The organism is Ursidibacter sp. B-7004-1, from assembly GCF_053654055.1.
Genome location: NZ_JBSIUP010000022.1, coordinates 1 through 24,413, shown reverse-complemented (window position 1 = coordinate 24,413; position 24,413 = coordinate 1). Strand labels below are relative to the sequence as shown.

The 24,413-nt window shown below is 36.6% G+C and carries 27 protein-coding genes and 2 pseudogenes; 7 read left to right on the top strand and 22 right to left on the bottom strand.

The annotated features are described in order from the left end of the window. Nucleotides 1-17 precede the first annotated feature (17 nt). Nucleotides 18-1,082, bottom strand: a complete 1,065-nt coding sequence (locus ACWIW0_RS08280) for an MFS transporter (protein ID WP_454452941.1) — start codon at nucleotides 1,080-1,082, stop codon at nucleotides 18-20. 31 nt (nucleotides 1,083-1,113) lie between these two features. On the opposite strand from ACWIW0_RS08280, the gene ACWIW0_RS08275 reads away from it, so the two are divergent. Further along, nucleotides 1,114-1,257 (top strand): zinc ribbon domain-containing protein, encoded by a 144-nt coding sequence (locus ACWIW0_RS08275; protein WP_454452950.1) that lies wholly within the window; start codon nucleotides 1,114-1,116, stop codon nucleotides 1,255-1,257. A 72-nt stretch (nucleotides 1,258-1,329) separates the two neighbouring features. Here ACWIW0_RS08275 and yggU read toward each other — a convergent pair whose 3' ends face one another. From yggU to ACWIW0_RS08195, 16 genes are all read right to left on the bottom strand, one after another. Further along, on the bottom strand, nucleotides 1,330-1,635 hold the full coding sequence (gene yggU / locus ACWIW0_RS08270) for a DUF167 family protein YggU (RefSeq protein WP_454452940.1): 306 nt from the start codon (nucleotides 1,633-1,635) through the stop codon (nucleotides 1,330-1,332). A 9-nt stretch (nucleotides 1,636-1,644) separates the two neighbouring features. Further along, nucleotides 1,645-2,178 (bottom strand): YggT family protein, encoded by a 534-nt coding sequence (locus ACWIW0_RS08265; protein ID WP_454450986.1) that lies wholly within the window; start codon nucleotides 2,176-2,178, stop codon nucleotides 1,645-1,647. A gap of 47 nt (nucleotides 2,179-2,225) precedes the next feature. Continuing rightward, on the bottom strand, nucleotides 2,226-2,573 hold the full coding sequence (locus ACWIW0_RS08260) for a YggL family protein (protein WP_454445832.1): 348 nt from the start codon (nucleotides 2,571-2,573) through the stop codon (nucleotides 2,226-2,228). A gap of 18 nt (nucleotides 2,574-2,591) precedes the next feature. Next, entirely contained in the window at nucleotides 2,592-3,335 is a 744-nt protein-coding gene (gene trmB / locus ACWIW0_RS08255) for a tRNA (guanosine(46)-N7)-methyltransferase TrmB (protein ID WP_454452939.1), read from the bottom strand. Nucleotide 3,336: 1 nt separating this feature from the next. Beyond that, complete coding sequence (locus ACWIW0_RS08250) at nucleotides 3,337-3,663, bottom strand: MazG-like protein (protein WP_454452938.1); 327 nt, start codon at nucleotides 3,661-3,663, stop codon at nucleotides 3,337-3,339. A gap of 32 nt (nucleotides 3,664-3,695) precedes the next feature. Beyond that, nucleotides 3,696-4,646 carry a beta-ketoacyl-ACP synthase III gene (locus tag ACWIW0_RS08245; protein WP_157393751.1) on the bottom strand — a complete coding sequence of 317 codons (951 nt, stop codon included), beginning with the start codon at nucleotides 4,644-4,646 and terminating at the stop codon, nucleotides 3,696-3,698. A 76-nt stretch (nucleotides 4,647-4,722) separates the two neighbouring features. After that, nucleotides 4,723-5,892 (bottom strand): lipid-A-disaccharide synthase, encoded by a 1,170-nt coding sequence (gene lpxB, locus ACWIW0_RS08240; RefSeq protein ID WP_454452937.1) that lies wholly within the window; start codon nucleotides 5,890-5,892, stop codon nucleotides 4,723-4,725. 96 nt (nucleotides 5,893-5,988) lie between these two features. Continuing rightward, nucleotides 5,989-6,819 carry a 3',5'-cyclic-AMP phosphodiesterase gene (gene cpdA, locus ACWIW0_RS08235; protein ID WP_454452936.1) on the bottom strand — a complete coding sequence of 277 codons (831 nt, stop codon included), beginning with the start codon at nucleotides 6,817-6,819 and terminating at the stop codon, nucleotides 5,989-5,991. 374 nt (nucleotides 6,820-7,193) lie between these two features. Next, nucleotides 7,194-7,700, bottom strand: coding sequence for a hypothetical protein (locus tag ACWIW0_RS08230; RefSeq protein ID WP_454452935.1), 507 nt, complete (start codon nucleotides 7,698-7,700; stop codon nucleotides 7,194-7,196). Nucleotides 7,701-7,705: 5 nt separating this feature from the next. Next, the gene (locus tag ACWIW0_RS08225; protein ID WP_454452934.1) at nucleotides 7,706-8,335 is read right to left on the bottom strand and encodes a hypothetical protein; all 630 of its coding nucleotides are present in this window, start codon (nucleotides 8,333-8,335) and stop codon (nucleotides 7,706-7,708) included. A 12-nt stretch (nucleotides 8,336-8,347) separates the two neighbouring features. Then, nucleotides 8,348-8,965, bottom strand: coding sequence for a hypothetical protein (locus ACWIW0_RS08220; protein WP_454452933.1), 618 nt, complete (start codon nucleotides 8,963-8,965; stop codon nucleotides 8,348-8,350). Between the two features lie 12 nt (nucleotides 8,966-8,977). Beyond that, nucleotides 8,978-9,598: a hypothetical protein gene (locus ACWIW0_RS08215; RefSeq protein WP_454452932.1), complete on the bottom strand. Its 621-nt coding sequence runs from the start codon at nucleotides 9,596-9,598 to the stop codon at nucleotides 8,978-8,980. A 12-nt stretch (nucleotides 9,599-9,610) separates the two neighbouring features. After that, on the bottom strand, nucleotides 9,611-10,225 hold the full coding sequence (locus ACWIW0_RS08210; protein ID WP_454452931.1) for a hypothetical protein: 615 nt from the start codon (nucleotides 10,223-10,225) through the stop codon (nucleotides 9,611-9,613). 193 nt (nucleotides 10,226-10,418) lie between these two features. Then, nucleotides 10,419-10,934 (bottom strand): hypothetical protein, encoded by a 516-nt coding sequence (locus tag ACWIW0_RS08205; RefSeq protein WP_454452930.1) that lies wholly within the window; start codon nucleotides 10,932-10,934, stop codon nucleotides 10,419-10,421. 342 nt (nucleotides 10,935-11,276) lie between these two features. Then, nucleotides 11,277-13,178 carry a DNA mismatch repair endonuclease MutL gene (gene mutL, locus ACWIW0_RS08200; RefSeq protein WP_454452929.1) on the bottom strand — a complete coding sequence of 634 codons (1,902 nt, stop codon included), beginning with the start codon at nucleotides 13,176-13,178 and terminating at the stop codon, nucleotides 11,277-11,279. A gap of 63 nt (nucleotides 13,179-13,241) precedes the next feature. Further along, nucleotides 13,242-13,850: a YigZ family protein gene (locus tag ACWIW0_RS08195; protein ID WP_454452928.1), complete on the bottom strand. Its 609-nt coding sequence runs from the start codon at nucleotides 13,848-13,850 to the stop codon at nucleotides 13,242-13,244. A 174-nt stretch (nucleotides 13,851-14,024) separates the two neighbouring features. Between ACWIW0_RS08195 and ACWIW0_RS08190 the strand changes: the two genes are divergently transcribed. The 4 genes from ACWIW0_RS08190 to ACWIW0_RS08175 all read left to right on the top strand — a co-directional run bounded on the left by ACWIW0_RS08190 (nucleotide 14,025) and on the right by ACWIW0_RS08175 (nucleotide 18,753). After that, on the top strand, nucleotides 14,025-14,987 hold the full coding sequence (locus tag ACWIW0_RS08190; RefSeq protein ID WP_454445893.1) for a TAXI family TRAP transporter solute-binding subunit: 963 nt from the start codon (nucleotides 14,025-14,027) through the stop codon (nucleotides 14,985-14,987). A 140-nt stretch (nucleotides 14,988-15,127) separates the two neighbouring features. Continuing rightward, the gene (locus tag ACWIW0_RS08185) at nucleotides 15,128-17,761 is read left to right on the top strand and encodes a TRAP transporter permease (protein ID WP_454452927.1); all 2,634 of its coding nucleotides are present in this window, start codon (nucleotides 15,128-15,130) and stop codon (nucleotides 17,759-17,761) included. Between the two features lie 72 nt (nucleotides 17,762-17,833). Continuing rightward, nucleotides 17,834-18,259, top strand: a complete 426-nt coding sequence (locus ACWIW0_RS08180) for a universal stress protein (RefSeq protein ID WP_454452926.1) — start codon at nucleotides 17,834-17,836, stop codon at nucleotides 18,257-18,259. A 203-nt stretch (nucleotides 18,260-18,462) separates the two neighbouring features. Further along, the gene (locus ACWIW0_RS08175; RefSeq protein WP_035492202.1) at nucleotides 18,463-18,753 is read left to right on the top strand and encodes a nucleotidyltransferase family protein; all 291 of its coding nucleotides are present in this window, start codon (nucleotides 18,463-18,465) and stop codon (nucleotides 18,751-18,753) included. Between the two features lie 334 nt (nucleotides 18,754-19,087). Here ACWIW0_RS08175 and ACWIW0_RS08170 read toward each other — a convergent pair whose 3' ends face one another. Next, the gene (locus tag ACWIW0_RS08170) at nucleotides 19,088-19,507 is read right to left on the bottom strand and encodes a PIN domain-containing protein (RefSeq protein WP_454452925.1); all 420 of its coding nucleotides are present in this window, start codon (nucleotides 19,505-19,507) and stop codon (nucleotides 19,088-19,090) included. 9 nt (nucleotides 19,508-19,516) lie between these two features. Beyond that, nucleotides 19,517-19,783, bottom strand: coding sequence for a type II toxin-antitoxin system prevent-host-death family antitoxin (locus tag ACWIW0_RS08165; RefSeq protein ID WP_454452924.1), 267 nt, complete (start codon nucleotides 19,781-19,783; stop codon nucleotides 19,517-19,519). A gap of 107 nt (nucleotides 19,784-19,890) precedes the next feature. Between ACWIW0_RS08165 and ACWIW0_RS08160 the strand changes: the two are divergent. After that, nucleotides 19,891-20,148: pseudogene (locus ACWIW0_RS08160) on the top strand (methionyl-tRNA formyltransferase); the annotation flags it as partial. 150 nt (nucleotides 20,149-20,298) lie between these two features. Further along, nucleotides 20,299-21,390 carry a porin gene (locus ACWIW0_RS08155; protein WP_454452923.1) on the top strand — a complete coding sequence of 364 codons (1,092 nt, stop codon included), beginning with the start codon at nucleotides 20,299-20,301 and terminating at the stop codon, nucleotides 21,388-21,390. A 167-nt stretch (nucleotides 21,391-21,557) separates the two neighbouring features. On the opposite strand, the gene znuA is transcribed toward ACWIW0_RS08155, so the two are convergent. The 3 genes and pseudogenes from znuA to ACWIW0_RS08140 form a co-directional block, all read right to left on the bottom strand. After that, nucleotides 21,558-22,514 (bottom strand): zinc ABC transporter substrate-binding protein ZnuA, encoded by a 957-nt coding sequence (gene znuA / locus ACWIW0_RS08150; protein WP_454452922.1) that lies wholly within the window; start codon nucleotides 22,512-22,514, stop codon nucleotides 21,558-21,560. A 126-nt stretch (nucleotides 22,515-22,640) separates the two neighbouring features. Beyond that, nucleotides 22,641-23,594 carry a methionyl-tRNA formyltransferase gene (gene fmt / locus ACWIW0_RS08145; protein WP_454452921.1) on the bottom strand — a complete coding sequence of 318 codons (954 nt, stop codon included), beginning with the start codon at nucleotides 23,592-23,594 and terminating at the stop codon, nucleotides 22,641-22,643. A 468-nt stretch (nucleotides 23,595-24,062) separates the two neighbouring features. Then, nucleotides 24,063-24,413: pseudogene (locus ACWIW0_RS08140) on the bottom strand (IS256 family transposase, variant Zn-binding type); the annotation flags it as partial.

The window sequence follows — 24,413 nt, the reverse complement described above, 5'->3', positions numbered from 1 at the left end:
AATATGAATATTTTTAATCAAATCAAAAAAAGGTGTGGAATTAAATTCATCACAACCATTGTGGAAATGGATTGTAATAAGCGGGAAGATCCGAAGATAAATCCGCGATTTGTTCCATTATCAAATTTTACTAATAAATTTGCCATTGCAGTTAAAACGTAAACTTCAATCACAGTAAATACAATCAAATAAAGGTAGGCTGAAACCAGTGATACATACTTCAAGGTAATAAACCACGGTAAAATCATACCCACTGCCAATAATGGCCCGATCCAAAGTAGTTGTTTTTTGGTTAAGTTGATATGTTTAGAAAAGGTTGATTGCAACCCTACTGTCATTAAACCATTGATAAATAATGCAACAGGAATCTGCTCAGGCACACTTAATTTATTATCAAATAGATAAGGGAAAATCACAAAAAAAGACATTGCTACGCTAATCGGCACAAGTAGCATTAAATGTACAAATAAAAACTCTTTTGTAATAATTTCTCGAATTTGTCCCCAACGAAATTTAACTAAGCTATTCACATTTTCCATTTGATAGAATGGTTTTGCCATAAAAGTAAAAAGCACCGTTTCTAATAAAAAACAGCACCAAATAAGCCATTCAATCTGTTCAAATTTAATAAAAGGAATCGCTAATAACGGTGCTGCCATTGATGACATACTAGTTACTTTTAAAAACTTTCCTTGTAATCTAGTTTTAGCAGAGTATTCATCTCCTGCTAACGCTAATAAGCAGGCTCTTGCATTTGTTGCAAATAGACAGCTCCCTAACCCAAAGCAGACAGTTGCCAGTAATAGAACGAAATAGTGTTCTGCGGAGAGAAAGAAAATGTAGGCAATCACATCAAGCAAGCAACCTAATAACATCATTTTGGCTAAACCGTAGCGATCGCCTAATATTCCTGCCACAATGGCTAATGCTTGGCTACAAAAGAATAGCAACGAGAGCGAAAATGCGATTTGTGGATTAGACAAGCCTTTTTGTTGTAGATATACAAAAAAGACGGTTTGCATTGAGAAAAAGGCAAGGGTCGAAATAAACCGCCGCCACAATAATAGGTTTTCTAAAGACATTAAGGATACACCGATATAAACAGAAAACGTTATTATACAACAAGAATATACAGCGAAAGAAAATTACAAAACCCAAGCCAATTTTGAATGCGTAGAATGTGGCTACACAGAACACGCTGATGTGGTTGGTGCATTAAATGTGTTGGAGCGAGAGCAAATGATCGTCCAAGCGTAAAAATAGCAGGGCAGGACGTCAAGTTGTGTTAGTAATCTTATTAGGTTGTAATAAGCTAGTTACTTAATTTGTCTAGATATTCATATTAAGCAGGTCGTTAATTTCATTTGGAATCTGCTTTGGCTCGGGAATAAAAATTTGTTTATGTCTTTGTAACTCGCCTTTTTCTAACACAATGCTACTTTTAGGTACTTTGAATAGCTTACTTAAATATTTGATTAAGTGAGCATTTGCCTGCCCATCAACAGGCGGGGCTGTAATCGCAATTTTGAGTTCATTATCGTGTAAACCGACAATTTGATCTCGGCTAGCTTTGGGTTGTAAAAAAATCCGCAAGCGAATACCTTGCGGATTGGTCGTTAATTCAACGGCTTGCACTGCTAATCCTTAAGCCACAGCCCAAAGCTGCCCGAATAGGTTGTAAAATAGCGTGTTGAGTAGTAGCAAACCAAATCCCAATACCATTACTGAAAAATCAAGCATTCCTGTGCGTGGTAATACTTTACGGATAATACTGAGAACTGGCTCAGTAATTTGTGCAACGACATAATCAAGTGGGTGATTACCTTGTGTTACCCAGCTCATTAAGGCACGAATTAAGGTTGTAAAAAAGAGAATTTGTCCAAAAGTTTTGAATAAACTGAGTAAGCCAATAAGTACAGCTCTAGGGATATCTACACCAAATAAAATAAATTGTAAGGTAACAACTGCCATTGCTAATAGTAGTGCAGCAAAATTTATTCGTTTAACCGTTGGGATAATTTTGCTGACAGGGTTCACAATTGGGTTAGTTAAACGCATTAAGGTTTGTGAAATCGGCATATAAGGATCGACATTACAAAATTGTAGCCACGTTCTTAATACCAAGACAAAATTAAAAAAGCCAACAATAATTGACAAGATAGGGGCTAGGAACTCCATTTTATTTCTCCGAAATACTCTCTCTTAAAGAGAGAGTATAGATATGACTACGCTTCGTTAATTGGTAAATCCCACCAAATATCAAATAAGCTACTAACTTCAATTTCAATTAAACCGTTAGTTTCTAACCATTTTTGTACAAGTTCGCGGTGTGATTCATCACATTTACCTAATTTTTCTAAGCAAACCAAGCCTTCCCAATGTAAATAACCGCTACCTTCATAAGCTAAACCATTTGGACGGATCACTTCATCAATAAAACGATCAACGATATTATCAATTTGGTCGATACCAGTGCCTTCAGCAAATTGGAATTTTACTAAAAAACCAAGTTCTTGGAATTCCGCTAAGTGCATTTTTTTGCGTTGTCTGCGGTTGCGAGTTGGTTGTGTCATTTTAAGTCTCCTATGTCATTACTGTTTAATAAAGTAGAGATCCCAAACGCCGTGCCCAAGTTTATGCCCACGCTCTTCAAACTTTGTGAGCGGGCGAAAGTCAGGGCGAGGGATAAAATCATTCGTTGCAGATTGATTTTGTAATTGTGGGAATTGACGTAATACTTCAAGCATATGCTCTGAGTAATTTTCCCAGTCTGTTGCCATATGAATAAAACCCTTCGGTGCTAATTTTTCAAGTAAACGCTCGATAAAAGCAGGTTGTACAATACGGCGTTTATGGTGTTTTGCTTTTTGCCAAGGATCAGGGAAGTAAAGTTGTAATCCACCTAGTGAATTTGGTGCGATACTATCTCGTAAAATTTCTGTTGCATCGTGGCAAATTACACGCAAGTTTTTAATACCTTTTTCCACTGCATAGGCAATACAAGCTCCAACACCAGGGGTATGAACTTCAATCCCAATATAATTGCGATCTGGATTTTGTTCTGCCATTTCCACAAGGGATTTCCCCATTCCAAAGCCTATTTCTAGCACAACAGGGTTATTGTTACCAAAAATAGTTACAAAATCGAAAGGGGTATTTTGATAATCTAAGCCAAGATTAGCCCAGTTATTATTCATCATATCTCGTTGATAATCGCTTAGGCGACCTGTGCGTAACACAAAACTACGCACTTTTCTGACATAACGACCATCAGCAGTAAATTCAGCTTGTTCAACGGTTTTACGTTTTTTGTCCGCAAAAGTTATTTGTTCCATATTATTTTAGTTTTTGTTCCATTGAAGATAAAAATTGTTCCATTGAATGATTGATATCAATATTCATTCGATCTGCTAAAACAATAATCCACCAAATATTTTCACTTAATTTATGAGCAAGTTCTTTAGGTATATCACTGTCTGATTTTGTCCAACGTTCTTGTTGTGCCATTGTTAGGCGAGCAACTAATCCCGCATCAGACATAAATGCTAAAGCATCTTCTTCAATGCTCCAATGGCTACCGTGATATTTTTGCTCAAGCCGATGATATTTTTCACGAATAGCTAATGAACGCTCAGTAATCTGTTTAAAGGTATTTTCTGTCATTTGTAAAAAATCCTAATGATCTGACCGCTTAGCTAGAAACGAACTAAAGCAGAACCCCAAGTCCAACCACCACCAAAGGCTTCAAGCAACAATAATTGCCCACGTTGAATACGTCCATCACGCACTGCTTCATCTAACGCAACAGGGATTGTCGCTGCACTTGTATTACCGTAGCGATCCAGAGTAATAACCACTTGGGAAAGATCCATAGCCAATTTTTCCGCCGTTGCACTAATTATGCGTAAATTTGCTTGGTGTGGAACAAGCCAGTCAAGAGCCGATTTATCAAGGTTATTTTCACTTAATGTTTCTTCAACGACATTAGCCAGTTCTCTTACGGCAAGTTTGAATGTGGCATTGCCTTGCATCTCAATATAGCCAGATTTTTCAACACCACGTTCTGCTTGTGGTAATACGAGAGAATTTGTTTTATCTGCCGAAGAGTGTAAATGCGTAGAAATGATCCCTTCTTGTTCGCTTGCTTCTAAAATGACCGCTCCAGCACCATCACCAAATAACACAACTGTGCCACGATCGGTTTCATCTAGTTTGCGAGAGTTAAGATCAGAACCAACCACTAATGCCTTTTTCACTTTACCACTTTTGATAAATTGATCCGCAACACTTAATGCATAAACAAAGCCTGTACAAGCTGCGGCTACATCAAAGGCAATGGCATCTTCAATCTCTAAAATACCTTGAATTTGGCAAGCTGCACTTGGGTAAGCGTGTGAATTGCTGGTTGTTCCAACAATGATCAGATCGATCTCTTGTGGATCAAGTTGTGCCTGTTCTAAACATTTTTTGGCAGCTTCTGCCCCCATTGTTGCGGAAGTTTCGTGAGCAGCGGCAATACGGCGTTCTTTAATACCTGAACGGGTTGTGATCCACTCATCTGAAGTGTCCACCATTTTTTCTAAATCCGCATTAGTACGGATCTGACTTGGTAAGTAGCTACCAGTCGCTAAAATTCTGCTGTACATATCTTGTTCTCAATAAATTTAGACTGCGTCCATTATACCGCAAAATCGGTATATTGCGAAAATGGTAGGTATTTTATCAATATGAAGTCGCTTGATTTAACACATCTACTACTGCTTGAGCAGCTTGAACGTCAGCATTACATTGAATTTGTTGGTGTAATTCAGTAAAACGTTGTTTTAGTGCGTTAGTTTTAGCTTGATTATCGCTATCTTCAGATAAATAAATACTAAGATGTTGAGCTAAATTTTCAGGGTTACATTCGTGCTGAATTAACTCAGGCACAAGCGGTTGGTTTGCCAATAAATTTGGCAATGAAATATAGTCTGTTTTGACTAATCTTTGTGCCAACCAGTAAGTTGTTGGTTTCATTTTATACCCCACAACCATCGGCGATTTACATAACATCGCTTCTAATGCAGCAGTGCCTGATGCTAATAGTGTTGCATCTGCGATAATCATCGCCGATCTTGCATTGCCTTCTAAGATCGTTACATCAAGTTCTGGGGCAATTTCTGCTTTAATTTGCATAAATTGTTCAATGCGTTTCTGATTGACTAATGGGACTAAAAATTGTAAATCAGGATATTGTTGTTTAAGTAGTTGAGCTGTTTTAAGAAATGGTTCAGTTAAAAAGCCTACTTCACTGCTACGGCTACCGACTAAAATCGCTAAATAACGCTGTTTTTCATCAACATTGATTAAACGACAAGCTTCATTGCGATTTGGTTTGAGTGCAATCGCATCTGCCATTGTATGTCCAATAAAGCGACAAGGTACATTAAAACGATCGTAAAAGGCTTTTTCAAAAGGAAGAAATGCCAGCACAAGATCTGTTGCTCGAGCAATTTTATGAATGCGGTTTTGTCGCCACGCCCAAACGGAAGGACTAACATAGTGAATGGTTTTTATCCCTTTTGCTTTGAGCTTTTCTTCTATCCCAATATTAAAATCTGGAGCGTCTATTCCAATAAAAATATCAGGTTTTTCAGCTAACATTGTTTCAATAACTTGTTGGCGACGTTTTAATAATCTTGGTAAATGTTTAACGACTTCAGCTAACCCCATTACCGCAAGTTCTTCCATATCAAAGAGCGTTTCACAGCCAGCCGCTAACATTTGTTGCCCTGCAACGCCAATAAAACGAGCATTTGGATAGTGAATTTTCAATGCCTTGATCAATCCTGCCCCAAGAATATCCCCCGATATTTCCCCCGCAACAATCGCAATAACTGGCTGACGTTCCATTCTTATGTCCTTTTCTGATTACAAACAGCGTTATTATAGAGAGCATTCGCTATTTTGGGTATACACTCTACGCTTTGATTTGTATGAGTAGCTCTCTTAATACCCCCCTCCATTAAAATCAGGTAAAAAAGCATTATGAGATAAACGTTTCACTTGGGTGTGAACTGTACCATCAGGTAATAGAGATAACTCTCGCCAGCCTTGTGGTAGTTGGTCAAGTGTGAATTGATCACAATTTGGCTTAAATTGAATACAAGTAGATGGCGTGGCAAGAATACGGTAGCCTAGCCATTCACTGTCCACTTCTTGATGAATATGCCCGTGTAAAATACCTTTAATGTTATGACGGAAAGGGGCTAATACCTTTGCAAGTTGATCAGGATTCGCAAGGCTATGCTGATCTAACCACGCAGAGTGAGTGGGTAGAATGTTGTGATGTAAGGCAATCAAGACATAACGTTCAGGATATTCTGCTAATTTTTCAGCTAACCACGTTAATTGCATTTCACTCAATGCCCCTTTGGGAATACCTTCAATATGGCTATCTAGCATTAGTATCTGCCATTTTTCACCTGCTAAAATCTGCTTATGGGGCTGTATTTGGGCATACAGAGCTAAGGCATTATCCATTTGTGGTTGTAAGTCGTGATTACCCTCTAACCAGAAAAGAGGCTTTTTCAACGGCTTTACCATCTGAGCAAAGCGATGATAACCTTCTCGATTATGATCTTGAACTAAATCACCAGTAGCGAGAATAAAATCATAGTTAAAAGGCTCTTGCTGTATAGCATCTAATACGGCTTGAAAGCTCTGAATGGTGGGAACACCAAGCAATCGTCCATCGTCCGAAGCAAATAAATGGGGATCGGTAATCTGCACAATTCGCACAATGGACGCTAAATCGGGGAACAGATAAGCGTCTTTCATTTTGGGTAAACTCTAAAAAAATAATCTAGTGCGATACTCTACTGATTTCATCATTATTGTCAGTAACCAATGTTCAAAAATGTGGAGTACTGCACATTTTTTTCGATAATTTTTTTCGTTTACGATGTTAATTAGCCAACGGGGCTAAGTAGTGAGCAAAATCTATTCGGATTTTGAGTGTTTCTAACTTTTGTTGAGTGTGAGCGTGCTGTTTTAATTTTTGTTGGTTGAGCTCCAGCCCTTTTTACAATGGCACTATCCTCTTCTAACTCTAAAATCTAGTTTATTTGGGTAGTCCTTTACCGTAATACCAAATTGGTGTTTGAGCTGTAAGGGAGAGTTCGCCATTTAATCCCACCTAATTTTCCTTATAGTTATTTTATTAGTTCAATAAATGATTTGGTTTTTCCTAAAAAATATAGAATCATTGAAATACCGATAGTAGATATAAAAAAACATGCTATTACAACTAATCCATACATAATTAATGAATCTGGTGAAATATTGATGTAGCTTTTTTGTGGAGCCTTAAATATAATATTTGAGAAGAATGTAAAATAAAAACATATCAATATTATAAATGCCATTCCTACTAGATAGCAAGGGGATGGTTCTTGATTGTTTTTATATGGAATAACCTTAAAAACGTATAATACTATACCTAAAAAAATTGAATTCAATGCCACATAATTTCCTATAACTTTTGACAAAAATGGACGATTATCGGAAATCAATCCAATATTTCCTAATAGATAGCTATCAATAAAAGATGAAATATCTTTTTGAAAACCTGTTTCAGCATAAGCAGGACAATAATATATTATTAAACTGATAATTATTACATTGATATGAAAAGAATAATAAAGTAAGAAGTTTTTCATTTTAGTCATTTCCTAATAGATGAAGTGTAGTTTTCATCGATATATTTATTTAACTCAGAAAAAAGATCTCTAGATTCACATTCATAACCGACTTTAGGGAAAGGTAAAAACAAAGATTCATAGATAATGGAGTACGTTGAGAATGTAGCTAATATCATATTTTTATCTACATCATAATATAGATAATGTTCGTGATTAAAAGTACCAGAACCATCACTAATATATAAGGTCAAACTAGGATTTTTTTTATTGACAAAATATAACTCATATTCATTCCCATCAAATTGCTTTTGAGTTTCATAATTAAAATTAAAGTCATCAGCACGCACAAAAAGAGAAGCATCATATTGTTTAAATCTATCTAATGGCTGTATCACAATGCCTTTTCCTTGAGTGGCTTTCCACTCTTCTGGTGTGGTGTGAATCACAATACCTGCCTCTTTTTGGTGGATATGACAATAAATCGGCTGAACAAAGAGTTGTAGGAAATGCCCAAAAAACAATCCAAAGTAGGCAGTTAGTGGCAAGAAGACAATAATGCAGCATTTAAGCCATTTTCTTTTAACCACATAAGCTAAGCCAATGGTGATGAGTATCACGAAAATAAAGAAAGCTAAAATCATTAAGGCAATCATACGTCCTCTAAGTTACTCTGATGAAGTGTAGTTTTCATCGATATATTTGTCTAACTCAGAATAAAGATCTCTAGCCTCACATTCATAAGTGGCTTTATGAAAGAACCAAGGTTCATAGATAATACGATACATTGATAGCGTGGCTAATATCTTATTTTTATCTACATCGTAGTAGAGATATTGTTTATTAGAGAAGGTTCCGAATCCATAGTCCATATATAAAGCGATGCTAGGATTTTTCTTATTCACTGCAAATAGTTCATATTCATCATTACCAAATTGTTTTCGAGTTTCATAGTTAAAATCAAAATCATAGGCATGTACAAAAAGAGAAGCATCATATTGTTTAAATCTATCTAACGGCTGTATCACAATGCCTTTTCCTTGAGTGGCTTTCCACTCTTCTGGCGTAGTGTGAATCACAATGCCAGCCTCTTTTTGGTGGATATGACAATAAATCGGCTGAACAAAGAGCTGAAGAAAGTGCTCAAAAAACAATCCAAAGTAGGCAGTTAGTGGCAAGAAGACAATAATGCAGCATTTAAGCCATTTTCTTTTGACCACATAAGCCAAGCCAATAGTGATGAGTATCACGAAAATAAAGAAAGTTAAAATCATTAAGGCAATCATACGTCCTCTAAGTTACTCTGATGAAGTGTAGTTTTTATTTATATAATCTTTTAATTTATCGAGAGAATCTGGCTGTTTACATTCATAAAATCCGTTAAAAAGCCCAAAGAGGAAAATATAGGGATTAGAATATTCTGAAAATGAAGCCAAAACACTCTCCTTACTAATATCATAAGAAATATAGGTGGTTTTAGAAGATATGTAATTAATTCCATCATAATCAACATACAGCGTTAAATTTGGATTATTTGTATTTACTGAGTCTAGTCTATATTTTGTTTTACCGAAAATTTTATCTGTTTCATAGTTAAAGTCAAAATATCTTCCTGAATCCCATAAATATCCATCTGCGTTATACCCAACAATAGGTTTTATATCAAAATCCTTTCCTTTGATTTCTCGCCATTTATCTGGCGATGTGTGAATGATAATCCCTTCATTACGATGAACATAGCAATAAACAGGGTGAATAAATAACTTAATAAAATGGCCAAAGAATACACTAAAGTAAGCAATCATTGGCAGGAAAATAATAATGCAGCATTTAAGCCATTTTCTTTTAACCACATAAGCCAAGCCAATGGTGATGAGTATTACGAAAATAAAGAAAGCTAAAATCATTAAGGCAATCATATAACCTCTAAATTATTCTGATGAAGTGTAGTTTTCATCGATATATTTGTCTAAATTATCTGTAATATTCCTTGTTTTGCATTCATAATTTTTTTTATGAAAAATCAAGGGTTGGTAATTATTATGATAAAGAGACAATGAAGCTAAGATAATAGCTTTATTAATATCATAGTAAAGGTATGTATCTTTAGCAAAAAGTCCACCATTGTAGGAAATATATATAGCCAAGTTTGGTTTTTTTCTATTAACAAACATTAAATGATATAAATCATTACCAAATTTTTTCTGGTTTTCATATTCAAAATCAAAATCTCTTTGATCAGTTAAAATAGAGGTTTCGCCATTATTAAATCTAGAAGATGGCATTATTACTATATCTTTTCCTTCTATTTTTCTCCATTCTTGAGGAGGGGTATGAATAAGCATACCTTCATCTTTATGAATATAGCAATAAACAGGGTGAATAAATATTCTAATGAAATCTTCAAAGAATAAGGTAAAATAGCTAATAACTGGTAGAAAGAGAATAATGAAATATCTCAGTGATTTTCTTTTAACCACATAAGCCAAGCCAATGGTGATGAGTATCACGAAAATAAAGAAAGTTAAAATCATTAAGGCAATCATAGAAAGCTCCTAAGTGTGATTAAATGTGAGTGAAATATTACTAGAAGCGGATAGATTTGTTAATTCCATTTCTCCCTCACGCCGTTTATTTGCAATCGCCATCTTGAATGAGATTATCTATTAGATAAGATTAAATATCCTTATTAAACTGGTTTATAATATAAATGATAACTTCAATATTCAGATATAATCCTTAAAACAGCTTATTCTTAATTAATCTAAAATAGATTTTTTCAAGCATATCAAAAAAGTACCAAAATTCACTAATAGAAAAAACATATAAAGGACAAACAATAATATTAAAATTAAACATCTCCCTAAACAAAGTATATTTAGGATCACTAATCAGCTTCCAGCTATCACCCCATAGATATAAATACAATATAGGAACCAAACAAATATTGATTACATAATGAGATAGTGTTCCTGTTTTTCTTGGGTGTTTTCTATATTTCCTAAATGATAAAAATAACAAAATAAATATTGGGGTTAATGTGGCAAGTATATTAACTACTAACTTAGAATATAATGGTTCCATTCTGGAGTAGATTCCAACATCTCCCCATAAATATCTATCTAAAAAACTATTGATAAAATCTTTCTGAGTGTCGCTAAGGTTTCTCAATAAAAAGAAAATTGTTACAGATATAAAAACATATAATGTAAAAATTATCTCAATAATATTATTTCTAAAAAGGTTGTTTTTCATACATTATCCTTTTTACAATGTTGGGAAACATCTACCCTATATTTTATAAGAATAATAGTTAATATAGAGGTTATTGTTACTAATATATTATTTCTATAAAATTTCTTTTGTGAAATTTTGATTTCATTGCTAATCTCCTAATGGTTGTTTGGTGAATTACGATCACGAGAAGAGTTGCTAGATGAACGATTTTTTGCCATTTTGAATACCTTAGTGAGATGAAATTATGCTCATTTTAATCTTGTTTATATTGCAATCAAGGCACCCCAAAACTACTCCTACCAGTTTTAAACAGATAAAAATACAATTAATTGTGCTTAATAGCGTATTCCCTTGAGATTATTAATCAGCTAACGGGGCTAAATAGTGAGCAAAATCTATTCGGATTTTGAGTGTTTCTAACTGTTGTTGAGTGTGAGTGTGCTGTTCCAATTCCGCCATTAAACTAATTCCATCGGCTAGGGTATAAGCGGTTGAATATTCAATATTTTTTGCAAAAAAATCGGCTAAATCTACCGCTTGTTGTTGCAGCAGCTTGAGCAATAATTGCTGTAAATTTTGCTCTCTTAAACAGTTTGGCACTTGCAATATACTTAAACGTGTTTGCCCTTGAAATTGCTTGGGTTGGATCACAAAACCGTATTCTGCAAGTGGTTGAGCAATTTTTTCCCAATGTTCTGCTTGTGGCTGATCAAGCGTTAAATTTAGTGGAATAAGTAAACTTTGGCTCTGCTGTTTTTCTAGCTGATGCTGTAAGTGAAGTTGTGCCAATTTATTTAAAGACAAGAGAAAGAACTCATCACGCTGTTTTAATAACAGCGCTTGATTTTTTACAACGGCAAGCACTTGACTATAATCGCTGGCTGATGGCGGAGCAACATTGTTAAGCGGTGAGATTAGCGGAGTTTTTTGCAAAATATCCGTAGGATCCACCCGCTTATCCACTGGCTCTCCTTGGTGTTCTGTTGGGTTTCTTTCAGTTTTTAATAATTCCCCATACCATTTTTTTGCCCCTTTATTAACGTTTTCACGTTGGTGTTCCGCAAAATAAGTCGATGTTGAACGACTAGGACGTTCTTTGTTGTCTCTTTCTGATGATGAGAACGATGGCATTGGTGAAACCGTAGGCGTTGCAAAGATATTCCGCCCTGATGCTCCCGTATTTGTATCTGGCACATAAGTTGGCAGAGGTTCGCCGAGTTCACTTTCCGATAAAGGTAAGTGTGGCTGAGCTTGTAAAGCATTCAGCACGCCTTGATAGATAAAATCGTGAACTAATCTGCCTTGATGAAAACGGACTTCGTGTTTAGCAGGGTGGACATTAACATCTACATAACTCGGATCAATATCCAAGAATAACACAAATGCAGGATAGGTTTCTTTCGGCAATAGATCTCCATAGGCTTGGCGAATGGCGTGGTTAATGGTTTTATCTCGCATCATTCGTCCGTTTACATAACTATAACAGACATCATTTTGTGGGCGAGCAAGCACAGGAGAACCGACCCAGCCATAGAGATGTAAATCATCGTGTTGCCAGTCAATATGTGTCGCCTGTTGAATAAATTCATCGCCACAAATTGCAGCTACTCGTTTCTGTTGTTGTTCAAGGCTACGATCTACCACCGCTTTATAATGGCGTACTTTTTTCTCATTATGGGTTAGAACAAAAGTTACATTAGGTTTGGCGAGTGCGATTCGGCGAACAACTTCATCAATATGGGTAAATTCCGTTTTATCCGTACGCAAGAATTTGCGGCGTGCAGGGGTATTAAAAAAGAGATTTGCTACTTCAATGGTTGTGCCAACAGGGTGGGAAGCAGGCTGAATTTCGACTTCCATTTCTCTGCCTTGAGCATAGGCTTGCCACGCTTCTGCCTGATATTCAGGGCGAGAAGTGAGCGTTAAACGAGATACCGAACTAATGCTGGCTAACGCTTCGCCACGAAAGCCTAAACTTAAAATGGCTTCTAAATCTTCAAGGGTGGAAATTTTGCTTGTTGCGTGACGGGCAAGTGCAAGGGTTAAATCTTGCTTACCTATTCCACAGCCATTATCTCGAATACGAATTAACTGTGCCCCGCCTTTCTCTATATCAATTTGGATTTGATTAGCCCCAGCATCAAGGCTATTTTCGATCAGCTCTTTCACTACGGATGCAGGACGCTCAACCACTTCGCCTGCGGCAATCTGGTTAGCTAACTGAGGGGGTAAAATTCGGATTAACGGCTGTGGCTGGCTCATTGCGTTTCTCAAGCTGGAAATTGTTAGGCGAGAGTTTAGCATAATACCGGAAAAATCTCATCATCAAGCCGCTTCTACCAGAGCTAACTTCCCAGCAAACCGTTGGGTTAAAAGTATTTGAAAACTTTCAACTTGTGTTGGGTTGATAGCCAGCATTAGCTCAATTTTATCGCTAAATTGCTGTTCTTCAATAACAATATCCCACTCATCAATGAGATGTTGCAAGCTATTAAATTGATCATATTCGCATTGTAAGCGGTAAGATTGGCGTAAAACTTTACGGAATTTTTCCACTTGTAATAGAGTTTGTTGCACGCCGTTGCCATAGGCTTTTACTAACCCACCAGTGCCGAGTAAAATCCCCCCATAGTAGCGAACAACTACTGCACTGATTTCCCCCAAACCACTTCCGATCAAATAGCTGAGCATTGGCTTACCTGCTGTGCCTGATGGTTCGCCATCGTCAGAAAAGCCATATTGTTGTGAGTCGTTGGGTGAACCTGCAACACACGCCCAACAGTGGTGGCGAGCTTGTGGGTGTTGCTGTTTGATCTCCGCCCAAAAGGCTTTGGCTTGCTCCAAACCTTCCGTATGGCGAAGATAGGTAATAAATCGGCTTTTTTTGATCTCTTCTTCAAAAATCACTTCTGCTTTGGGGATAAAATATTCCATTGTCTATTTCGTAAAAAATTTGTAACAAAATTGTGACTTTCTTCATATTTAATGAAGAAATCGTTTGCGTATCATTTAAAAGTCTTGTATATCTGTTACCCGTTATTGTTTTCTAACGATAATCAAATTACAACACAACATATTCTATTCTTTCCTGATAAGAGGATCCATTAGATGAAAAAATTATTAAAACTTTCCTTATTTGCAACACTTGCAACTACCGCAATTTCTGCTCAAGCAGAAGAGAAATTTATTACCATTGGTACGGGTGGTCAAACAGGTGTTTATTACGTTGTTGGTCAATCTATTTGTCAATTAGTGAATCGTGATACTGCTAAAACACAAGTAAAATGTAATGCCCCTTCAACAGGTGGTTCAGTGGCTAACTTAAACTCAATTGCGGCTAAACAAATGGATATGGGGATTGCACAATCTGACTGGCAATTCCACGCTTACAATGGTTCAAGCTCTTTTGAAGGGAAGAAAAACGATAAATTGCGTGCTATTTTCTCTATTCACCCAGAGCCATTTACAGTAATGGCTCGTACCGATGCCAAAATTGCTTCTTTTGATGATTTAAAAGGTAAACGTGTAAATGTGGGCGACCCAGGTTCAGGTACTCGTGCAACAATGAATGTGATTTTAAATGCAAAAGGCTGGACAGACAAAGAATTTAAAGTTGCATCTGAATTAAAACCATCTGAAATGGCATCGGTAATGTGTGATAACAACTTAGATGCGATCACTTATAACGTTGGCCACCCAAATGGTGCATTAAAAGAAGCTGCTGCATCTTGTGATGCACACTTAGTACCCGTAACAGGTGAGGCAATTGATAAATTAGTGGCAGATCACTCTTACTATGCAAAAGCAACTATTCCAGGTGGGTTATATAAAGGTACGGATAACCCTGTGGAAAGTTTCGGGGTATATGCAACTTTAGTAACTTCTGCGGATGTTGAAGCAGATAAAGTTTATGCGGTAGTGAAAGCGGTATTTGATAACTTTGACCGTTTCAAACGTTTACACCCAGCATTCGAGAACTTAAAAGCCGAAGATATGGTGAAAAATGCATTATCTGCACCACTACACGAAGGAGCAGAGCGTTACTACAAAGAAAAGGGTTGGATTAAATAATTTTAGTCATTCCATTTTACAGGCAGGTCAATTCCTGCCTTTTTCGGTTTAACATCACAAGCGGTTAGTTGCGTATAAAATTTTGCAAAATTTTAAAACTAACAGACCGCTTGTTTTCTCATTTTAGGAATATTTTATTTATGTCCGCACAAGAAAAAACTGCCAGTTACGATGATCTACAAGATATGGTGGCATCGAATGACTCTGGTGGGCGTAATCCAGCAGGATTAACCAAAAAAATCATCGTTGCTACCGCCATTTTATGGTCGTTATTCCAACTTTATTACACATCGCCATTTCCATTCTGGTTACAAGAAGTGGTACGCAATTGGGGATTTGATGTCAATGTAGTAATTGATGACACAAAAGCTCGTTCAATTCACCTTGCTTTTGCAATGTTCTTAGCTTATCTCTCTTTCCCTGCATTTGCTACTTCACCTAAACATCGAGTGCCTTATCAAGATTGGTTATTTGCAACACTTGGAGCATTCCTTGCGGCTTACTATATTTTCTTTTATGAAGGCTTGGTTACTCGTTTTGGTGCTCCAAATACACAGGATATTATTGCAGGCTGTTTAGGGATTTTGCTGTTGTTAGAAGCTTGTCGCCGTAGCCTTGGTTTACCGTTGGTGATTATTGCCGTAGTCTTCCTACTTTATAACTATCTCGGGCAGTTCTTACCAACCAGTTGGATTATCAGCCACCGCTCAGGCTCACTTTCTCAAATTATTAACCAGCAGTGGATCACAACTGAAGGGGTATTCGGTGTCGCACTTGGTGTTTCAACAAAATATGTGTTCTTATTTGTGTTATTCGGTGCATTGCTAGACAAAGCTGGTGCGGGTAACTATTTTATTAAAACCGCTTTCGCTTATTTAGGACATTTAAGTGGCGGGCCAGGTAAGGCTGCGGTAGTTTCTTCTGCTTTAACAGGGTTAGTCTCTGGATCTTCGATTGCCAACGTAGTAACTACGGGGACATTTACTATTCCAATGATGAAACGTGTCGGCTTGAGTGCTGAAAAAGCAGGAGCGATTGAAGTAGCTTCATCGGTAAATGGGCAGATTATGCCACCCGTAATGGGAGCAGCTGCGTTTTTAATGATTGAGTACGTTAATATGCCATATAGCCAGTTAATTACTCACGCATTTTTACCAGCACTAATTTCTTATATTGCTCTTGTTTATATTGTGCATTTAGAAGCACAAAAAATGGGATTAAAAGGCTTGGAACGTGTTGAGCCTGTTAGCCCTATTCTTATTACCTTACTGAAAGTAGTAAGTTATATCTTAGCTGTTGTGGTTTTAGCAAGTGCGGTTTACTACGGCTTAGGTTGGATCAAAACAGTTACGCCTGATTTTGCATTCTTGATTGTCTGTGTTTTATTAGCAGTAGCATACCTTGCGTTAATTAAACGTGTGGCAAGTTTCCCTGATTTAGAAATGGACGATCCAAACTCACAAGTTGCAAAATTACCATACCGCAAACCAACAGTGAATGCAGGATTACATTACCTTCTTCCTGTGGTGGTGTTAATGTGGTGTTTAATGGTTGAGCAAATGTCGCCGGGGCTATCTGCCTTCTGGGGAACGGCAGCTCTTTCTGTTATTTTAGTCACTCAACGTCCACTATTAAGTTTCTTCCGTCAAGATCAAAGTAATAAAGTTGCTTTATTCAAACAAGGCGTACAAGAACTGGTAGATGGTTTAGAGTCTGGTGCTCGCAATATGATCGGCATTGGTATTGCAACCGCAACCGCAGGTATTATTGTGGGTGCAGTGTCATTAACAGGCTTTGGCGTACAACTTTCAGGCATTATTGAAATGCTTTCAATGGGTAACATTTTGTTGATGTTAATTCTTGTGGCAATTTTCAGTTTAATTCTTGGAATGGGCTTACCAACCACTGCAAACTATATTGTCGTATCTTCTTTAATGGCATTAGTTATTGTGGAAGTGGGTAAACAAAATGGTCTAATCGTACCGCTTATTGCTGTTCACCTTTTTGTTTTTTATTTCGGCATTATGGCGGACGTAACCCCACCTGTTGGCTTAGCCTCTTTTGCCGCTGCGGCAATTTCAGGTGGCAGCCCAATCAAAACAGGGGTTCAAGCGTTCTATTACAGTTTAAGAACCGCTATTTTGCCATTCCTATTTATTTTCAATACTGATTTATTGTTAATTGATGTAGGTTGGGCGAAAGGTATTTTAGTCTTCTTGAGTGCGACTATTGGTATCTTGATTTTTACTTCAGCAACAATGAACTATTTCTTAGTGAAAAATAAACTGTGGGAAAGTCTCGTACTTATTTTTGCTGCCTTTGTATTATTCAGACCGGGGTTCTTTATGGAGCATATTTCACCAACTGCTCGCCATATTGAGCCTGCACAAATGGTTGAAGAAATTGCGAAAACGCCAGTAGGGCAACATTTAACCATTAAAGTAGCGGGGGTAAATCCATACGGTAAACCAATCGAATTTTACTCACAGCTCACCGTACCACAAGGTGATAGTGGCGAAGAGCGAATTAAAGCACTTGGTCTAACCTTGCTTGATACAGGCGAGAAAATTGAGATTGATGGCAAAGCATCGCCAAAAATTATCATTGATAATGTCGAGCTTGAATCCCCAGCAGCTAAAGTTGGGTTAAATTGGGATCAAACTATTCTTGATGTATCTCTACCACAAAGCTCATTGCCAAAAGAGTTGATGTTTATTCCTGCATTGCTACTCATTTTCGGGGTCGCGTGGAATCAACGTCGTCGTAAACCTTAACTATAACGCTAAAGCGGTGAGATGATTGGAAAATTTTACAAGAATCTGACCGCTTATTAAAAGGAAATCAATATGTATAATAAACTCTTAATTGCGATTGATTTAAGTGATTTAAAAAGTGCCAAATTTGTGGTCGATACCGCATTAAAAATTACCGCCAATAACCCAGATGCGATCTATCGTGTTGTTACCATTATTGAGCCGATTGATGATAGCTTTATCTCCGCATTCTTACCTAAGAACTTTGATAAATCTGTGATTGAAGAAGCGAATAAAGCCTTGCACGAATTTACTCAAACACATTTCCCTGAAGGCTCAAAAGTACAACACATCGTAGCTCACGGTACAATCTATGAAGAGATTAACCGTATTGCGGAGGATAAGTCAGTGGATTTAATTGTAATGTTGGCAAGTAGCAAACCAAAAGCGAAAGGTTTAAGTTCAAATACGGTTAAAGTTGCACGCAATAGCGATAAACCTATTTTGATTTTGCGTTAGGCAATAAATATAAGCGGTAGGGTTTTAAGGTATTTTTGCAAATTGTAAAATCCTACCGCTTTTATTATTAGGAATAATCTTATTTTTCTGTCGGCTAAACATAACGCTATACCGAATTAAAGGAAAAAGCCTTATTCAAAATTTCAAATCAAGCTCTTTTCCGTTATACTTTTCGCCAACGAGAGTGACTAAAGGTGCCGATTATGACCCCATCTCAACTTATTCAAGCTAAACACACTGAAATTATGGCAATCAGCCGACAATTTGCAGTGGAGAATGTGCGTATATTTGGTTCAGTCGCCAAAGGTAAAGATACTGAAAACAGTGACTTAGATATTTTGGTAGATACCACTCCTAAAACGACAATGTTTGATCTATGTGGTTTACAAATGGAATTGGAAGATTTGCTTGGTATAAAAGTTGATGTTCTTACCCCACGCAGTTTACCTGAAAAATTTCGTCAGCAAGTATTAGCAGAGGCAAAATTACTATGAGTGTTGATTTTCGTGTACCTGATTATTTAGACAAAATTCGTTCACTTTGTTTAGATATTCAGGCTTTGTAGAAGATCATACTTGATCCTACAAATCCAATGCCAATGATAATGCAGATTCTAGACCCAGATAAAAGGGGGCAACCAAAGCAAATAAATGATGATGGGCAAATGGGATTGTTTGAATTATTATGAAAATAATTTCAGGACAAGATTGAACGGACTGACATATAATTGGATATTTAGTCTAAACAGCAGAAGGGATAGCAGAAAGAATGGCTACTATGCCTATTTGCAAATTGATATTGCTATCTCGCCGCTTGTATTCAATCAATTTACCCTTCAAACGGATTAAATAATTTGACGCCTGTGCGTATAAAATCAGCCGAATTTCGAGTAACGAGTGTTAAATTATGTTGAATAGCACTGGCGGCAATCCAAGCATCGTTTTCAGGAGCGTGATCAGGAATATGTAATTTGGCACAGATCTCTGCTGTTTTTTCGTCTATTTTAAGAACTTTGCCATCAAAAACAGGTTTAACTTCAAATTCAAACCAGTGGCGTAGCATCTCACCTTGCAGTTTATCTTTACGCTCAATCCCCATCACTCCACGTTCTAGCTCCATCATTACAACAGCATTTGTAAACATCAACTCTTTTGATGTCGTCATTACCCAATGTGCCACACTATGATTACATTTACCTTTAGGTAACTTTCTAATTTCACTGATTAGGTTGGTATCTAATAAATACATTATTCCATCCTATTCTGTAAAATCCACAGGGCGACGTTGAGTGCGGCTTCGTGGTTGCAATTCCAACTCAATATCTGCTACATCAGGGTTATTTGGGCAAAGTACATCTGCAATACTTACAAACGGTTTTGCCTGCTGTGCTTTTTCATACTCACTATATGTCATTAACACAAATGCGGGTGTTCCACGATTAGTAATGATCACAGGTTCAATCATCGCTGCTTTTTGAGCTTGGCTAGAACGTTGATTAAATTCACGACAGGTCATAATTGGCATTTTGTCCTCTCCTTAATAATGTAGTTAAGTAGATACAATGTTACTTTGATTGATAAAATAGAGCAAGCATAAAAATTGAACATTATTTAATTGCCTAATTTGTTTCAATGCTAAAACAGCATAATATTCCTGTCTATCAACCTAAATCTTTACGTAAAGAAGAGGTTCAAGCAGAACTACAAGAACTCAATGCTGATGTAATGGTTGTAGTGGCTTACGGGCTAATTTTGCCTGAAGCGGTGTTGAAAGCTCCGAAATATGGTTGTTTAAACGTCCACGGTTCATTACTTCCACGTTAGAGTGGTGCAGCTCCTATTTGGACAGGTGATAACGAAACAGGTATTACTATTGCAACAATTGCAATAACTGGCTGACGTTCCATTCTATGTCCCTTTTACGATTAAAAATGGCACTATTATAGAGAGCATTCGCTATTTGGGGTAGATTAGTTATAATGTGGTCGGGTAACTCCTTTTACCTATTATTTTTGATAATTAATTTTTTCGGAGTAAATAATGAAAAAAGCAATTTTAGCCCTTTCTGTTGGGGTTTTTGCAACAAGTTCTGCAAATGCTTATACATTTGTTGATAATAAAGAAACTGGCACTAAACTTGAGTTTTCAGGTTCAGCACGCTTATTGTGGAATAGCACTGCTAATAAAACAAAGGCAAATGGTGTTACAACTAGAGAGCATATTAACCACGCAGTATCAAATAATGGCTCACGTTTCGGTTTCAAAATTACGCAAGATTTTACCAACGATTTCTATGCATTAGGTCGTGTGGAATGGCGTTTCCGCGGTACCGCAGCTTCGCAACACAATTTTGATGATATCTACACTCGCCAGCTTTACGCAGGTTTTGGTCATAAAAAATATGGCGAACTTACTTACGGTCACCAAACTGTATTTACAGATAATATTAAACAAACTGATTTACCAAATACTTTAAGCCTAAGTGATGGTTTACTTATTGGTTCAGCTCGTAAAGTTGCACAATATACTTATAGCGGTATTGAAGGCTTAAAATTGGGTGTCTTTTATGGTGCAAATAGCAAACGTAATAACTCTGGGTTAGATTTAGCTAATCACCGTAAAGATGTATGGGGTGCTGGAGCAGTGTACTCTCATAAATTTGATGATACACAAAGCGTTAAAGTTGCTACTGGAGTAACTCGTGAGCGTTCAAGAAATAGTAACGGTAGCACTTATAGCAACACAGCCTATGCACTAGGTACAGCCTATACTTTCGATAAAACAACGATTGGTTTAGATTTAGAGCGCCGTACTATTCACAACCAAGGTTTATCTGGTAATAAGCGCTTAAATAAAGAAGTGCGTACTGTCATTTACCAAAAATTAATGGATAATTGGAATGCTTATACAATGTATGCGTACAAAACGGATAAGTCAGATCGAGTACTTGGTAACGATACAAAATCTAAAAAACATCAATATATGCTTGGAACAGAATATTATTTTGTACCAAAATACTTAAAAGGTTTTGTTGAGTGGCAAACAACTCGTACTCACAATTATACTAATGGCATTAAGAGTTCAAAAGTTCGTGATAATGTAACCGCTATTGGTTTACGTGCGTATTGGTAATTGCTAGATTAGTCTTAAAAAGAGCATTAAAACTTTTATAAGATTTTAATGCTCTTATATTGGTGTAATAGACAAATTTGTTGCTAGTGTTTATTTTCTTTAAGTATTAGCAACAATTTTGCTCCATTACACCTATTAGTTGATGCCTTTGTATTGATGGAATTAAATTATTTATCTAAACATTCACTGAACTGATCTGCAAGTGATTGTAAGAATTGTGGATAAGCATCTTTTCCTAATTCAACCTTTGCTCCAAGTGGATCTAATTGCCCAACTTTCGCTGATGTGCCTTTACTCAGACTTTCAATTACTTTAGGAGTAAATTGTGGCTCTGCAAATAAACAAACTGCTTTATTCTTAGTGATATTTTTCTTGATTGTGTTTAACGTTTTGGCTCCTGGAGCAATGGTTGGGTTGATCGTAAATGAACCAAGGGAGCTTAAACCGTATGTTTTTTCAAAATAACCGTAAGCATCGTGGAAGGTGTAGTAGCCTTTTTCTTTCACATTCGCAAATTGTTTAGTAATTTCTGTGTTTTTTGTATTTAGGGCAACTTTAAAATTCGCTAAGTTTTTTTCAATTTTTGCTTTTTGTTCTGGCATTTGTTGGCTCAAGCGCATTGCAATCTGTTCTGCAATTTTCTCACTTGCTTCTGGTGAGAGCCAAATATGCCAATCTTTATCGTGATTGTGGTGGTGATCGTGTCCGTGAGCGTGATTGTGTTCATGTTTATGAGTGTGACTATGCTCATGTTTATGTTCGTGGTTGTGATGCTCTTCTTTGTCTTCTTTAGCGTGTTCTACAATGTGTTTGATTTCTTCCACATCTTCTAGTGTGAGCACTTTTTCTTTAGCTAAGTTATCTATACTTTTTTCTAAGAAAGATTCCATTTCTTCACCAACCCATACTACTAGATTTGCAGATTTCAATTTTTCAATATCTGAAGGTTTTAGGCTGTAATCGTGTGGAGAGGCACTGGTAGGAAGTAGAACTTTTGTTTCAGTTACCCCGTCTGTAATTGCACTAGCAATGAAACCTAAAGGTTTTATTGTGGTAAGGACATCAGCATTTGTAGTTGCAGTAACACTTAATAAAGCAATGCTAAGAGCAGTTCGTTTAAACATTTTATTTGTCTCCTTTATGTTTATTGACGATCTGATCTTAGCAGAATTTTACAATATTTCTATAATTTTTTTATGGTTATTTAGAATTGCTAATTTTTAATAATAATTTGTTAAATTAAGGAGTACTTATTCCAGTAACTCTCCAACAGTAAACCAATCACTCCGCCCGTTTAAAAAGTCTTGAATGGACATTGGCTTTTTGCCCGAGGGTTGTAGTTGGGTTATATTTAATACACCCTCTTGAGTGGCAATTTGAATTCCATTTTTATCAACAGCTAAAATCGTTCCTGCTGTTTTAGCTTGATGTGGAAGTACGTTTGCTTGATAAATTTTAATGCGTTCTTCCACGCCTTCTCGCACTAATGTCAAATAAGCAATAGGTGCGGGGTTGAAAGCTCGAATATTACGCTCTAACTGACAAGCGGTAAGATTCCAGTCTAGTTTTGCTTCTTCTTTTGTTAATTTTTCCGCATAGTTTGCTAATTCATCTTGTTGTTTTTCTGGGCTAAACTGACTATTTTCTAAGCCATTTAATACTTCAATTAACGCAGGCGGAGCTAATTCGGCAAGCTTGGCGTAAAGTGTTGCAGACGTTTCTATTGGTGTAATAGGGGTTACTACTTTATAGAGCATATCACCAGTATCCAGCCCGATATCCATTTGCATAATAGTAATACCTGTTTCATTATCGCCTGCCCAAATAGCACGCTGAATTGGAGCTGCACCACGCCAACGTGGAAGTAATGAACCGTGAACGTTTAAACAACCGTATTTAGGAGCATTGAGTACTGCTTCAGGTAAAATAAGCCCGTAAGCTACTACAACCATTACATCAGCATTGAGTGCTTGTAGTTCTGCTTGAGCCTCTTCTTTACGCAAAGATTTAGGTTGATAGACAGGAATATTATGCTGTTCAGCCAACTGTTTTACAGGGCTTGCTTGCAATTTTTTTCCACGTCCTGCGGGCTTATCTGGCTGAGTATAAACAGCAATAACGTTATGTTGTGAATTTAGTAGTGCTTGTAAATGTGTTGCAGCAAAATCAGGTGTGCCTGCAAAGATAATGTTGAGTTTTTTCATCGTTGATAATAAAAATGTTATTTTTTTGAATGGTATTATTGTAGCGTAAAAATGGTTTTAACGCTGAATCAAAATTAGGTAATTAAATGGTATTCGGCTTTTGTGCTTACTCTATTTCATCAATTACAATAAATCATGCAACTACTACATAATAAATTATCACCAATCAATTGCGGTACACTTGCATTTGCGTTAAATGATATGTGGCGAATATGAAAAATACAGCAGAAAAATCTGCACCTTAATGAGTTAGTTGTTTAGTCCAACTTTTGGGGTGCAGATCATAAGTGAGCGTCCTACAATATTATTTTCGGTATTATGTAGCAGTTGCACAAAATTGAAAAAACTCTCTCCCACTTGTGGGAGAGAGACAGCTCAAAAATGGTGTAATGGACAAAATGGTTGCTGATTTACCCATTACACGTTCAAGTGGACAAAGTGGTTGCTAATAATATTTTTCTTATGTTGTTAGCAACTCTTTTTATTTAAAAAATCTTGTATAAACAATACCTTACGCTTTTTGCTTAATCCGTTGTGATTATTTAATTTTCGTTTTAGTTCACTGAATAATCCTTCTAACCTATTTGTCGTTTTTTCTATATTTAATTCAGGGTACTTTTCGAAGGTAAATAAATATTTTTCATAATATTTTAGGCTAGATAAAGCACTTCTTAATCCTTTATGTTTATAAGGAAAATAACCTTTCTCATTGCATTTATCTGACCGTTCATTTAAATAGTCTTGGTGAGTTAAATACCATAGGTGTAAATGGCGATAAAATTTATTTTTTGTGCTTTCTTTGAGGGTTTTAACAAGTAT

Bases quoted from the DNA above. Each gene is read 5' to 3' on its own strand.
- ACWIW0_RS08280 (WP_454452941.1), bottom strand. From the start codon at position 1,082: ATGTCTTTAGAAAACCTATTATTGTGGCGGCGGTTTATTTCGACCCTT.
- ACWIW0_RS08265 (WP_454450986.1), bottom strand. From the start codon at position 2,178: ATGGAGTTCCTAGCCCCTATCTTGTCAATTATTGTTGGCTTTTTTAAT.
- ACWIW0_RS08260 (WP_454445832.1), bottom strand. From the start codon at position 2,573: ATGACACAACCAACTCGCAACCGCAGACAACGCAAAAAAATGCACTTA.
- trmB (WP_454452939.1), bottom strand. From the start codon at position 3,335: ATGGAACAAATAACTTTTGCGGACAAAAAACGTAAAACCGTTGAACAA.
- ACWIW0_RS08250 (WP_454452938.1), bottom strand. From the start codon at position 3,663: ATGACAGAAAATACCTTTAAACAGATTACTGAGCGTTCATTAGCTATT.
- ACWIW0_RS08245 (WP_157393751.1), bottom strand. From the start codon at position 4,646: ATGTACAGCAGAATTTTAGCGACTGGTAGCTACTTACCAAGTCAGATC.
- lpxB (WP_454452937.1), bottom strand. From the start codon at position 5,892: ATGGAACGTCAGCCAGTTATTGCGATTGTTGCGGGGGAAATATCGGGG.
- cpdA (WP_454452936.1), bottom strand. From the start codon at position 6,819: ATGAAAGACGCTTATCTGTTCCCCGATTTAGCGTCCATTGTGCGAATT.
- ACWIW0_RS08230 (WP_454452935.1), bottom strand. From the start codon at position 7,700: ATGAAAAACTTCTTACTTTATTATTCTTTTCATATCAATGTAATAATT.
- ACWIW0_RS08225 (WP_454452934.1), bottom strand. From the start codon at position 8,335: ATGATTGCCTTAATGATTTTAGCTTTCTTTATTTTCGTGATACTCATC.
- ACWIW0_RS08220 (WP_454452933.1), bottom strand. From the start codon at position 8,965: ATGATTGCCTTAATGATTTTAACTTTCTTTATTTTCGTGATACTCATC.
- ACWIW0_RS08215 (WP_454452932.1), bottom strand. From the start codon at position 9,598: ATGATTGCCTTAATGATTTTAGCTTTCTTTATTTTCGTAATACTCATC.
- ACWIW0_RS08210 (WP_454452931.1), bottom strand. From the start codon at position 10,225: ATGATTGCCTTAATGATTTTAACTTTCTTTATTTTCGTGATACTCATC.
- ACWIW0_RS08205 (WP_454452930.1), bottom strand. From the start codon at position 10,934: ATGAAAAACAACCTTTTTAGAAATAATATTATTGAGATAATTTTTACA.
- mutL (WP_454452929.1), bottom strand. From the start codon at position 13,178: ATGAGCCAGCCACAGCCGTTAATCCGAATTTTACCCCCTCAGTTAGCT.
- ACWIW0_RS08195 (WP_454452928.1), bottom strand. From the start codon at position 13,850: ATGGAATATTTTATCCCCAAAGCAGAAGTGATTTTTGAAGAAGAGATC.
- ACWIW0_RS08190 (WP_454445893.1), top strand. From the start codon at position 14,025: ATGAAAAAATTATTAAAACTTTCCTTATTTGCAACACTTGCAACTACC.
- ACWIW0_RS08185 (WP_454452927.1), top strand. From the start codon at position 15,128: ATGTCCGCACAAGAAAAAACTGCCAGTTACGATGATCTACAAGATATG.
- ACWIW0_RS08180 (WP_454452926.1), top strand. From the start codon at position 17,834: ATGTATAATAAACTCTTAATTGCGATTGATTTAAGTGATTTAAAAAGT.
- ACWIW0_RS08175 (WP_035492202.1), top strand. From the start codon at position 18,463: ATGACCCCATCTCAACTTATTCAAGCTAAACACACTGAAATTATGGCA.
- ACWIW0_RS08170 (WP_454452925.1), bottom strand. From the start codon at position 19,507: ATGTATTTATTAGATACCAACCTAATCAGTGAAATTAGAAAGTTACCT.
- ACWIW0_RS08165 (WP_454452924.1), bottom strand. From the start codon at position 19,783: ATGCCAATTATGACCTGTCGTGAATTTAATCAACGTTCTAGCCAAGCT.
- ACWIW0_RS08155 (WP_454452923.1), top strand. From the start codon at position 20,299: ATGAAAAAAGCAATTTTAGCCCTTTCTGTTGGGGTTTTTGCAACAAGT.
- znuA (WP_454452922.1), bottom strand. From the start codon at position 22,514: ATGTTTAAACGAACTGCTCTTAGCATTGCTTTATTAAGTGTTACTGCA.
- fmt (WP_454452921.1), bottom strand. From the start codon at position 23,594: ATGAAAAAACTCAACATTATCTTTGCAGGCACACCTGATTTTGCTGCA.